Source organism: Nonomuraea aridisoli (assembly GCF_003236395.1).
Classification (GTDB): Bacteria; Actinomycetota; Actinomycetes; order Streptosporangiales; family Streptosporangiaceae; genus Nonomuraea; species Nonomuraea aridisoli.
Genome location: NZ_POUD01000295.1, coordinates 1 through 10,861 on the forward strand (window position 1 = coordinate 1; position 10,861 = coordinate 10,861).

Sequence of the window (10,861 nt, forward strand, 5' to 3'; positions counted from 1 at the left end):
GGTCCCGCCTGTGCCCGCGCCCCGCCACCCCCGAGCTGCTGACGGCACTGCGGGCCGCGCTCGTCCTGCTCGCCGACCACGAGCTGGCCGCCTCCACCCTGGCCGCCCGGGTCGCCGCCTCCGCCAAGGCCGACCCGTACGCCGTCGTCCTGACCGGGCTCGGCGTGCTCGGCGGCTCCCTGCACGGCGGCGCGTCCCACGCAGCCGAACGCCTGCTGGCCGAGGTCGGCCGGCCCGGCCAGGCCGCCCGCGCCGTCGCCGAGCGGGTCCGCCGCGGCGAGCGCATCCCCGGCTTCGGCCACAGCGTCTACAAGAACGGCGACGCCCGCGGCGCCCTCCTGCTCGACCTGGTGAAGGAGGCCGCGCCGGACCACGAGCGGATCGCCGCCACCGACGCCCTGCTGGCCGAGATGCGCAGGCGCCGCCTGCCCGACAGCAACATCGACTTCGCCCTCGCCGCCCTGGCCGCCGTGAGCGGGATGACGCCCGGCGCGGGCGAGGCCGTCTTCGCGGTGGCCAGGACGGCGGGCTGGCTGGCCCACGCCATGGAGGAGTACGAGCGCGGCACCCTCCTGCGCCTGCGCGCCTCCTACACCGGCCTCCCTGTGGCCACGGAACCGCCGAGGACCTGACGAGCCGCTCCCGCCTGCCCACGCCGGGCCTGCCCGGGTCAGCGGGTGGCGAGCTCGGCGAAGATCTCCACCAGTTCGAGCCGGTCGAACGGGCCGACATGGGGTGCCGCGACGCTTCGGACGTCGGTCGGGTTGTCCGGAGTGAGGCGGTCGGCCTCTTCGATGAACCGGTCCTGCAGCGCCGGCGGAATCAGCCGGTCGAGGGTGAGACGCACCTACGTCCGGGGAATCCGGCCCCAGGTGTGGGCCTCGCCCCGCGCCTCGGCCAGGGGGATGGCGGCCGTCTCGTCCGGCTCCAGCATGTCGAGCAGCCGGCTCACCCCTTCGTCGGTGCGGCGGCTCGCGGCCGACCTCGCGTCGGGCCGATGTCGCTTTACCGCCGCGTGGCGAACAAGGACGGACTGGTGACGGGGATGACCGACCAGATCTTCGGCGAGACGGAGCTTCCCGTCCCGGGGCTGGAGGGGTGGCGGGCCAAGCTCGAGCTGATCTCCCGCCGGCAATGGGAGCTGTGCCGGCGACACCTCTGGCTGCCCAGGGCCGTCTCGTTCACACGCCCGCTGCTGGTGTCCACCATGATGACGCACACCGAGTGGACGCTGCGCGCGCTCGACGGGCTCGGGCTGCCCATGGAGACGCGGATTCGCGAGGCGCTCACGCTGCACGCGCTCGTCCACACCGTCGCGCTGTCCCTGGCGGACGAGGTCGAGGCCGAGCAGGAGACCGGCGTGACGCTCGACCGGTGGTGGCTGGTGCAGCGAAAGCGGGCCGACGAACTCCTCGGCAGCGGACGATTCCCGCTGCTGGCCACCGTTCCCGCGGAAACGGTGGCGGATGTGGACGGACTGTTCGAGTACAGCCTCGCGCGCCACCTCGACGGTTTCGCCGCCCTGGTGGGGCAGTGACGTCAGCGGGAGGCGGGGGCGACTCTGATCCGGTCCAGGTGGCGCCGCAACGCGGCGGGGTCGAAGGGGACGACGGCCGACTCGCACCGGCGGCCGACGCGGCGCAGCAGCTCGACCGACTCCCAGCCGGTGAAGAGCTCCTCGTCGATGGGGCGCACCCGGTCGCCGAGGACGTGTCCGGCCTGGTGGCGCAGGACGAGGTTGCGCCACTGGCCGAGGAAGAGACGGAACTTCTCCAGCCGCGCGCCGGCCTCCGCCACCAGATCGGCGCCGTCGTCCAGGGCCGCGTTCACCCGCTGGACCTGGGCGGACATCTCCACGATGCCCGCCTCGGCGGCGTCGCAGAGCGACGGCACGGCGGCCAGGGCGTCAGGCGGCGCCGCGCCGTCGAACACCTCGGCGGCGAATTCGGCCGCCATGGTGTTGTAGAGACCGGCCAGCGAGATCTGGAAGCGCAGCCGCGTCAGGTCGGCCCGCAACCGGCCGAATTCGGCCTGCAGCCGTTCCAGGGTCTCGACCGATTCGCCCATCGGCTCGGCCATCACCCGGGCGACGTTCGCCAGCACCGGCGCGGAGTCCTCGACCAGCTCCGAGGCCCGCTGGGCGGCGAGCACGGAGGTGTTCAGGCGGCGGGCGATGCCGAGCACCCCGGAGGAGATGGTGGCGAGTTCGTCGCCGAACCTCTGGTACGCGGTCAGGTGCCCGACGAACTCCTCCAGCACCAGGTCCAGCGCGCCGGTCCCGGCGAGGATCTCGGCGATGGAGCCCCGCGCGCCGGGCCTGGCGTACGAGGCGGCGACCGAACGGCGGCGGACGGAGACCTCCTCGGGGAGCGCGTGGAGCATGAACTCCTCGTAGGAGGAGAACCCGCCCTGGCGCAGTGAGTCCTCGATGTGGGCCTTCCCGAGCAGGGCGGCGTCGCGGCGGTTCATCCCGTTCGTCTGGATCGCCGTTCGCTCGGCGTGGGCCGCCTGCGCGTACACCCGCTGGGCGAAGTCGAACAGCGGCCCGCGCGGGGCCATCCGCACCGAGACGTGGCCGTCGCGCAGCGGGCTCATGGTGGCGAACACCCAGTAGGAGCGGCCGTCCTTGGTGCGGTTCTTCATGTAGGCGCCCATCGGGCGCCCCGTCTGCAGGCCGTCCCAGACCAGCCGGAATAGGCCGCCCGGCATGTCCGGATGACGCACCGTGTTGTGCGGGGCCCCGACCAGCTCCTCCAGCTCGAAGCCCGAGACGCGGACGAAGACCGAGTTCCCCTCCCGGATCACCCCGCGCGGGTCGGTGGTGGAGAAGAAGAGCTCCTGGTCTCCCATCGTCAGCTCGTGGACGTCCGCCCCCTCGCGGCTGCTCCGCACGGCTCTCCTTCCCCGCCGTGCCGAACTCAGCCGGCACGGCGCCCACCCAAGATGATCGTCACTGTGGGTGGCATTCTCGCGGGCGCCGCCACCGGCGGTGGATGGTCGAAAGTCCCGGCGATTCGGGACTTTCGCCCTCTTGCGGAAGGGCACAAAGCCCTGCCGCGCCCGCCCGCAGGAGTTGCCGGCGCCTGTGGGGTGTGCCACCGTCGTCCGGATGCCCGAACACGGGCGGCGGACAGCACGCACGGATGAGACGGGCAACGACGTGAAGGTACTGGTGATCGGGGCGACGGGGACCCTCGGCGGTGCTGTGGCGGCCGCCCTGGAGACGCGCCACGAGGTGGTACGGGCCTCCCGCCGCGGAGACGTACGGGTCGACATGACGGACGTCGCCTCCGTCGATCGCCTCTTCACGGAGCTGGGCCCGGTCGACGCGGTGGTGTGCTGCGCCGTCGGCGGCGCGATGGCGCCGCTCATCGGCTCCTCGGACGCGACGTTCTGGGACGGCCTGCAGGGCAAGCTCATCGGCCAGGTGAACCTCGTCCGGCGGGCCCTCACGCACCTGACCGCCCCGGCGTCCGTCACGCTGACCAGCGGACGTTTCCCCGAGCCCGTGCCCGGCAGCGCGCTCGGCCATCTCATCAACACCGGCCTGGAGGCGTTCGTCCACGCCGCCGCGGTCGAGACGCCGCCCGGCGTCCGCCTCAACGTCGTCAGCCCCGGCTGGATCCGCGAGACCCTGCTCGCCCTCGGCATGGACCCGGCCGCCGGCACCCCGGCGGCCGACGTGGCCCGCCTCTATCTGGAGGCGATCGAAGGCACCGTCCACGGCCGCACCCTGACCCCGGGAACGCCCCACTGATCACGGCGCCGACGCCGGCTCACACCGCGGCGGTGCGATCGACGTACGCGGCCAGCGCGCGCACGCGTTCGGCGTGCTGGTCGTGGCCGACGATCACCGGCGGCTCGTTGTACGGCATCGCGTCCGACGACCGGCGCAGCTTGACGTACTGGCCGCAGGCGTCGATCGCGTACGGCTCCATGTCGTCCTGCAGCGCCCCGATCACGGTGATCCCGTACGTCTCGCCGATCCGCCGGAACAGCGCCACGGCCTCCCTGCGGTGCTCCTTGCCCAGGTTGCGGCCCAGCTCGTCGAGCACCAGGCACAGATGGCCGCCGCCGGAGGAGGCGATGGCCGCCGCGCACACCAGCTTGACCGCCTTCTCGTCCATCAACGCCGTGTTGGCCCGCCGGTTGTACGGCACGTAGCCCTGCCCCTCGCCGCGCCGCCACTTCGGCGTCACCCGCCACTGCCAGCGCTGCTCCGGGTCGGCGGGCGCGGGCGGCACCGGGAACTCCAAGGTCGCGCCGTAGCCGCCGTAGGAAGTGTCGAGTTTGTCGAACTCCTCGGCCACCCTCGTCAGCCGCGCCTTGATCGCCGCCGTCAGCGCCGCGCGGTGCACGGCCGTCGACTGCGCCGCCTCCTCCGCGCCCCTGGCCGCCGCCGCCAGGTCGCGCTGGCGGGAGACGATCTGCGCCTCGATCTGGCGGCGCTGGTGGCGTTCGTACTCCTCCTGGCCGCGCAGGTAGGACGCCAGCGACCCGCACACCGCCGCGAACGTCGCCTGCTCGCGCGCCGTGCTGCCCTCCCGCTCGCTCAGCAGGAACCGCAGCTCCTCGGGCAGCTCCGCCTCCTCCTCGGGGAACGTGTCACGCACCGCCTGGTCGAGGTGGCGCTCGGCGATCCGCCACCATTCGTCGGCCGCCCGCGAACGCTCCTCCTCGGGCAGGGCCGCGAGCCACTCGCGGGCCGTGTCGACCGTGCCGCCCCAGTCGGCGGCCAGCGCGTCGAGCTTGAGCGCCTCGCGTTCGGCGGTGACCTTCGTCTCCAGCTCGCGGGCCTGCGCCCGCTCGGACTCGTGCCGCTGCCTGCGGCCCTCCAGCCGCTCGATCTCCATGTCACGGGTACGCGCCCGGAAGTCGAGCCCGGACGCCAGCCGCTCGGCCTCGGCGACCTTGGGGCCCAGCTCTTCGACGGCCGCGTTGAGCTCGGCCAGCCTGGCGCGCCGCTCGCCCAGCCTGGCCTCCAGCTCGGCCAGCCGTACGCCCGCCCTGGCGCCTTCGAGCCGCCGCTGCGCCTCGGCGACGGCCTCCTCTCCGTCGCGTACGGCCTGCGCCGCCGTCTCCTGGACGTCGCGCGCCCGGTGGAGCCGCTGCTCGGCCGCCTTGATGCGCGCCTCGCGCCCGGTCGCCACCCCGTCGAACGCCCCCACGACGCTCACCCCGGCCGCGCTGACCAGCACCGACCCGGGCAACCCCGCCAGCGCCTCGGCGGCGGCGTCGAGCTGCGCGGCGTCGACGATCACGGCGTGCTCGTTGGGCCACCCGCGCAACTCGCCGAACGCGAGCCCGGCGGGCCGCGCCTTGCCGTAGCGGGCCTTGAGCGCCTCACCCAACGCCTGACCGGGAACAACGCCCGAGCCCTGCTCGGCCGCGCCACCCGATCCGGGGCCCGTGGTCGTGTGGGCGGCGTCGCGGGCCTGTTCGGCCACGTCGAGCGCGTCGAGCAGGCCCGTCGCGCCGATGCCGGCCGCCGCCAGCGCGTTGAGCTGGGCGGCGGCCGGGCCGCCCTCGGCGTCGTCGAGCGCCGCCTGCGCCGACGACACCTCCTGGTCGGCCACCCCGAGCGCCTTCAGCGCCTCGTTGAGCCGCACGCGGACGTCCGCCAGCTCGCGTTCGGCCGTCGGCACGTCGCGCCCGTCGGCGAAGCGGCGGGTCTCCTCCAGCGCCGGGATCAGGCCGCGCAACTCGTCGGCGGAGTTCTCCGTCACCGCGCGGTCGGCGTCGAGCTTGGCCGCACGCGCCTGCAACGCCGCCAGCTCCTTGCGCGCCTCGGCCACCTGCCGGTCGAGGGTGTCTTCGCGCAAAGTGGAGATCTCGGCACGGACCAGGGCGACCGCCTCGGCCGCCGCCTCGCCGGCGGCGCGGTGGCGATCGAGGTCGGCGGCCAGCGACTCGTCCTTGGCGGCGGCGTCGGCCAGCTTGCGGGCCTGCCGGCCGCGCCAGCAGCGCAGCGCCTCGGCCAGGCGTATCCGGGCCTGGTCGCGCCGGTCGAACGTGGTCAGCAGCGCCTTCGACTCCGCCTCGAACTCCGCCAGCCGGTCGCCCGCCTGCGCCGCCCGCACCCGTCTGGCGTGCTCGTCGCGGCGGGCCTCGCGCTCCTGCTCCAGCTCGGCGTCAAGGCCGGTCAGCGCCGCGATGGCCTCGAAGACGCGTTCGGGGGAGATCTCGTTGAGCGGCTGCGACAGCAGGTTGGTCGCGACCTTGCTGCGCACGGACGTCGACAGGAACGACACACACCTGACGCGGTCGCCGTAGAGGACCTTCGTCAGGTCGCGCGCCACCACGTCGCGCTTGCCGGCGGACCGGGGGAGCGACGCCCAGATCTCGTCGGCCCGCGCCACCCGCTCGGCCTCGGACGGCGAGGCCGCCAGGTGAACGCCCTCCCGCCAGCGGATCTCCAGGTGCGGCGCCTCCTGGTTGACCCGCAGCCACACGGTGAGGGCGCCGCCGGAGGTGTCGGGCACCTCGAACAACTCGCCGCCCGTCTCGCCCGGCGCCGTCTCACTGAGCAGCACCCCATCGTCCTGCGACCCATCGTCCTGCGCCCCATCGTCCTGCGCCGCCTCGCCGGACGCCGGAGGAGACGGAGAAGCGGCCACGGGGTGCGGCTCCTGCGCGGGGAAACCGTCCATGCCGGGCGGGGCGAAGACGCCCACGATGTAGCCGTGGTCGGCGCTCGCCCACTGGCGGCTGCCGGCCCCGCTGGCCAGCTCGGCGTTGAACAGCAGCTCCGACACCGCCTTGGCGCCCGAGGCGAAGCGCCACTGCTCGTCGCCGAGCAGCGCCGTGATCGAGGCGATGAACGACGACTTGCCCGCGCCGTTGGAGTCTTTCGGCCCCGCGCCCGCCACCACGATCAGCGTCCCGGGGACCGTGGGCACCGGATGCGTCGACAGCCGCGAGATGTTGACCGCCTGCACGGCGATCAGCACCCGGTCTCCGACGACGTTCTCCACCTGCGACACCTTGCCCCCCGTAACCCTTCCTGCGTTGTTGTCGTTGGCCCGCCCCGCGCGTCGCGGGCGGTCATCTGGCCGATCTGCGGGCGAGCACGGCCGCGGCCAGCGGGGTGTTCGGCCCCGCGGCCAGGATCAGCTCCTCCTGCAGGCGCCGCCGCGCCGCCGGCGTGAGCCGGTGGAACTGCGGGCCCGGCACGTAGCCGCCGGCCTCCTCGCTCGCCTTCACCTGTGAGAGCAGCCCGGCGTGGCGCAGCGTGCGCAAGGCCGCCTCCAGCTCGCCGATCGGGAGCTGGGTGTGGCGGCGCAGCTCCTCGACCGGCGTCGGGTGCGGCGACAGCCAGGAGTCCTCGGGCAGCAGCCCCTCGGCTCTCGGGATCGCCACGGAGTGCACCAGGACGAGCGCCAGCACCGCCCGCTCGCTGACCCCCAGCCGGGTGCCGCCCGCCGCGAGCGCCTGGGCGGCGACGGCGTCGTCGTAGCCGGAGATCCAGCGGTCGCGATGCTGGATGAGCGTACGGCCGCGCCGGGCCAGCATCTCGCCCAGCGTGTGGCGCAGCGCCGGGTCGCGCAGGGCGCCCAGCCGCACCTCCTGCACCGGCTCGGCGGCGTGCTCCACCACCATGAACGCCGCCACCAGCTCGGCCCGGCGCCGCTCGTCGTAGCCGGCCAGCAGGTCGTCGAACTCGGCCGCGGCCGTCTCCACCCGGCCGCCGCCCTCCGCCGCGGGGTCGTGCCCCGGCTCGGCGGGACGGGCGGCCTCGACGATGTCGGCGTCGGCCACCACCGTGAGCTCGGGACGCTCGGGCTCGGGCAGGCGGCGCACCAGCTCGCGCAGCTGCGCGTGGGACTCGGCCGGCCACAGGGCGCAGCGCGGGCCGAGCGAGACCACGCCGTCGTCGAGCACGGCCCACGCCGAGTCGTGCAGGCGGCGCAGCGCGCCGATCGCCCAGTTGCGCATCAGGTCGTCGGTGCGGCCGATCAGCGCGCGGTAGGTGTCGAGCACCAGCTCGACCGGCGCCGGGTCGCCCGGCCACGGGTCGGCCGACAGATCGCTCCAGCAGCACTTGAGCATCGCGGCCAGCACCCGCCGCGTCTCCCCGGACCGCTCCACCGGGACGGGCGCCACCTGGTGCTCGTCGAGGAGCGACGGCGTCACCCCGTCGGGCCACACCGGCAGCGCCTCCCCGGTGGAGTCGGGCCGCGTCAACCGCACCATCCCGGCCGGCGCCGCCATCCCCGCCCTCAACGGGAGCGGCCCCTCGGCCCGCGCCCACACGTGCGCCACGCCGTCGGCGGGCGGGGTGTGCTTCGGGGTCATGAGGTGCGCTCCAGGTGGCCGTGGGAGAGCCAGGCGGGCTCGCGATCCGGGTCGATCGTCAGCCCGTCGGCCCATGTCAGCCGGTAGGGCAGCTCGGGACGCAGGTCGATGGTCGTCAGGTCGGCGAGGACGCGCCGCGCCGAGGGCCAGTCGGGGCCGAGGACGTCGGTCAGCGGCACCCGCGCGGCCTCGCCCAGCAGGGACTCGGCGACCTCCCGCAGCCGCTCGAGGGCGGCGTCGGGCGAGGAGTCGAGCGAGGAGCCGGGCCCGGGGTCGGGCAGGGCGGAGCGCGGGGGAGTGGGCTGGACGGGCGCCGGGCGTGGCGCCTCGTCGACCGCGCGGGCGATGGCGGCCGGGTCGTGCCACGGCGCGGGCGCGTCGAAGACGAACCCGTCGAGCACCGCCGCCAGCCGCTCACGCGAGGCCGTCTGCGCGAACGTGCGCCACGTCTCCGACGGCAGCAGCGTCAGGTTGCGCGTGGTGCCCGCGGAGTCGGCCAGGCGGCCCGCGGCCCGGCGCGAGGCGTCGCTGTAGGCGTAGATCGCCGCCCGCAGGTCGGTGCAGACCCGGTCGAGCTCGGGCCAGCGGGTCAGAATCGTGGCGTGCAGCCCCTGCGCCCGCCGCGCGATCTCCTCGGTGCCCCACAGCTTGGGCGCCTGCTCGCGCAGCTCCTCGATGGTGCCCGTGGTGAGCGTGATCAGCTCCAGCGCCCACAGCCGGAACGCCCGCGACAGGTTGACCGCGCTCTGCCGGGCCTCCTCCATCGTGGTGCGGGGGTCGGCGACGTTGAGGTCTTCGAGGGCGAGCAGCCGGTGCATCTCGGACTGGCCGCCGTCGTCCATCATCCGCCGGATGAACATCAGCCCCACCACGCTGGTGAACGACGCGCGATGACGCAGCTGGTTGGGCTTGGGGAACACCTCGCGGATCGCGCCGAGCCCCTTGAGCACGCGCAGCCGGTTGTCGAACTGGTCGGCCGGATAGGCGCGGCAGGCGTGGCGCATCTGCTCGTGGGTCAGCCACTCCTCGCCCGCCTCGGCGAACGCGGTGAACAGCGTCTCGGCGATGTCGACCAGGACCGGGTCGTCGACCACGGCCCCGCTGTCGCGGGCGAGCGCGGCGAACATGCGGCGGTAGGTCGACAGCACCGCCTCGTCGGTGAGGGCGGCGTCGAGCGTCAGCGGCTGATCGGACGGCTGATCGGACAGGGCCTGTTCGGACACGGCCTCTAAGGTACGGCTTCGCACCGACACTCTGGGCCCGCCGGCACCATCGCCCCCATTGCTACCAGCCAGTATGCGCGCGTGAGTGATGCGTGACCGCTAGGGTGATGCCCGGTGAAGAGGGGGCAAAGGCTCAGCATTCGTACATACCGGGGTGAATGAGAGGTGCGGACGCAGAGGCTCCGCGGGGACAAGACCACCGCGATGATCGCGGGAGCGGCGGCGGTCGTCCTGGTCGCGGTGGCCGCGTGGTTCGGCGTGGGCGTCTCGAGCGCCAATCCCAAGCTGGCCGACGTCGGCGCCTGGCTGTGGACTTCGGCCAGGGGCAAGCTCGTGCACGTCAACGGCCTGTCCGGCGAGGTGGACGGCTACCTCGACCACAAGACCGGCGCCGAGCTGCGCGTCGTCCAGGACGACGGCCACGTGCTGCTCGTCGACGACGCCACCGGCTTCGTCAGCCGCATCGAACCCGGCCAGCTCAGCGTGGCCCAGACCCGCGACTTCGGCGCGGCGGGCCTGCAGATCGCCCTGTCCGGCGCGGGCGCGTACGCGGTGGACCCGGCGGCCGGCCGGGTCCAGCAGATCGACCCCGTCACGCTCGACTCCGTGGGCGCCCCGATCACCCTGCCGGCCCCGCTCGGCGCGGCCCGCGTCGACGGCGGCGGCCGGCTGTGGGTGCCGGTGACCGCCAGGGGCGAGGTCGTCCCCGTACGGGACGGCGTCGCGGCCGATCCGCTCAAGGTCGGCGAGCCCGGCGAGGAGCTGTCGGTGACGATCGCGGGCGGCCTGCCCGTCGTGGTCAACAGCCGCGCCGCCACCGCCACGATCATCGGCGAGGACGGCGGCGTCGGCGAGATCACGCTGCCCAAGGGCGTCGCCCAGGCCGGCAGGGGCGGCGCGCTCACCCCGGCCGCCGCGGAGGGCTCGCTGGTGCCGATCCTGGCCCCCGGGGACGCGGGCCTGCTCGTGTTGATCGACACCGGCTCCAACTCCGTGCTGAGCACGAAGTTCGCCGTGCGGGACCCGGCCCGGCTCGGAGTGCCGCAGGTGCTGGGCTCCAAGGTGTACGTGCCGGACCGCGGCAGCGGGTCGCTGATCGTCTGGGACAGCGCGGCCGGCGGCCGTCCCACCACGCTGCGGGTGGCCGAGCGGCCGGGCCCGGTGGACGTGTTCGTCAAGGACGGCCTGTTGTGGGCCAACGACGAGAACGGCGACAAGGCCGTCGTCATCGACCCCGAGGGCCGCAAGCACGACATCGACAAGGACGACTCCGACGTGCCGGGGCCGACCAGCACGCCCAAGCCGAAGCCGACGCCGCGCCCCGACCCCACGCACAGCGACCC

The 10,861-nt window shown here is 74.3% G+C and carries 9 protein-coding genes; 4 read left to right on the plus strand and 5 right to left on the minus strand.

What is annotated here, in order from left to right; all coding sequences use genetic code 11:
* The coding region (locus C1J01_RS40780; protein ID WP_328589731.1) for a citrate/2-methylcitrate synthase at positions 1 to 632 on the plus strand (632 nt) is incomplete at its 5' end.
* A 38-nt stretch (positions 633 to 670) separates the two neighbouring features.
* On the opposite strand, the gene C1J01_RS50535 is transcribed toward C1J01_RS40780, so the two are convergent.
* Positions 671 to 847, minus strand: a complete 177-nt coding sequence (locus C1J01_RS50535; protein ID WP_181449243.1) for a hypothetical protein — start codon at positions 845 to 847, stop codon at positions 671 to 673.
* Between the two features lie 150 nt (positions 848 to 997).
* On the opposite strand from C1J01_RS50535, the gene C1J01_RS40785 reads away from it, so the two are divergent.
* Positions 998 to 1,537: a TetR/AcrR family transcriptional regulator C-terminal domain-containing protein gene (locus C1J01_RS40785; protein ID WP_220040357.1), complete on the plus strand. Its 540-nt coding sequence runs from the start codon at positions 998 to 1,000 to the stop codon at positions 1,535 to 1,537.
* Between the two features lie 2 nt (positions 1,538 to 1,539).
* On the opposite strand, the gene C1J01_RS40790 is transcribed toward C1J01_RS40785, so the two are convergent.
* Positions 1,540 to 2,892: a PAS domain-containing protein gene (locus C1J01_RS40790; RefSeq protein WP_235854993.1), complete on the minus strand. Its 1,353-nt coding sequence runs from the start codon at positions 2,890 to 2,892 to the stop codon at positions 1,540 to 1,542.
* 268 nt (positions 2,893 to 3,160) lie between these two features.
* On the opposite strand from C1J01_RS40790, the gene C1J01_RS40795 reads away from it, so the two are divergent.
* Positions 3,161 to 3,757: a short chain dehydrogenase gene (locus tag C1J01_RS40795; protein ID WP_111184405.1), complete on the plus strand. Its 597-nt coding sequence runs from the start codon at positions 3,161 to 3,163 to the stop codon at positions 3,755 to 3,757.
* Between the two features lie 19 nt (positions 3,758 to 3,776).
* Here the strand turns inward: C1J01_RS40795 and C1J01_RS40800 are convergent, their stop codons facing one another.
* The 3 genes from C1J01_RS40800 to C1J01_RS40815 all read right to left on the minus strand — a co-directional run bounded on the left by C1J01_RS40800 (position 3,777) and on the right by C1J01_RS40815 (position 9,518).
* Positions 3,777 to 6,974 (minus strand): coiled-coil domain-containing protein, encoded by a 3,198-nt coding sequence (locus C1J01_RS40800; protein ID WP_235854994.1) that lies wholly within the window; start codon positions 6,972 to 6,974, stop codon positions 3,777 to 3,779.
* A gap of 70 nt (positions 6,975 to 7,044) precedes the next feature.
* On the minus strand, positions 7,045 to 8,295 hold the full coding sequence (locus C1J01_RS52730; RefSeq protein ID WP_235854995.1) for a hypothetical protein: 1,251 nt from the start codon (positions 8,293 to 8,295) through the stop codon (positions 7,045 to 7,047).
* Positions 8,292 to 9,518, minus strand: a complete 1,227-nt coding sequence (locus tag C1J01_RS40815; protein WP_235854996.1) for a hypothetical protein — start codon at positions 9,516 to 9,518, stop codon at positions 8,292 to 8,294. Before C1J01_RS40815 ends, C1J01_RS52730 begins: the two co-directional genes overlap by 4 nt.
* A 165-nt stretch (positions 9,519 to 9,683) precedes the next feature.
* Between C1J01_RS40815 and C1J01_RS40820 the strand changes: the two genes are divergently transcribed.
* Positions 9,684 to 10,861, plus strand: a 1,178-nt coding sequence (locus C1J01_RS40820) for an NHL repeat-containing protein (protein WP_220040358.1), incomplete at its 3' end; no start/stop codon positions are given.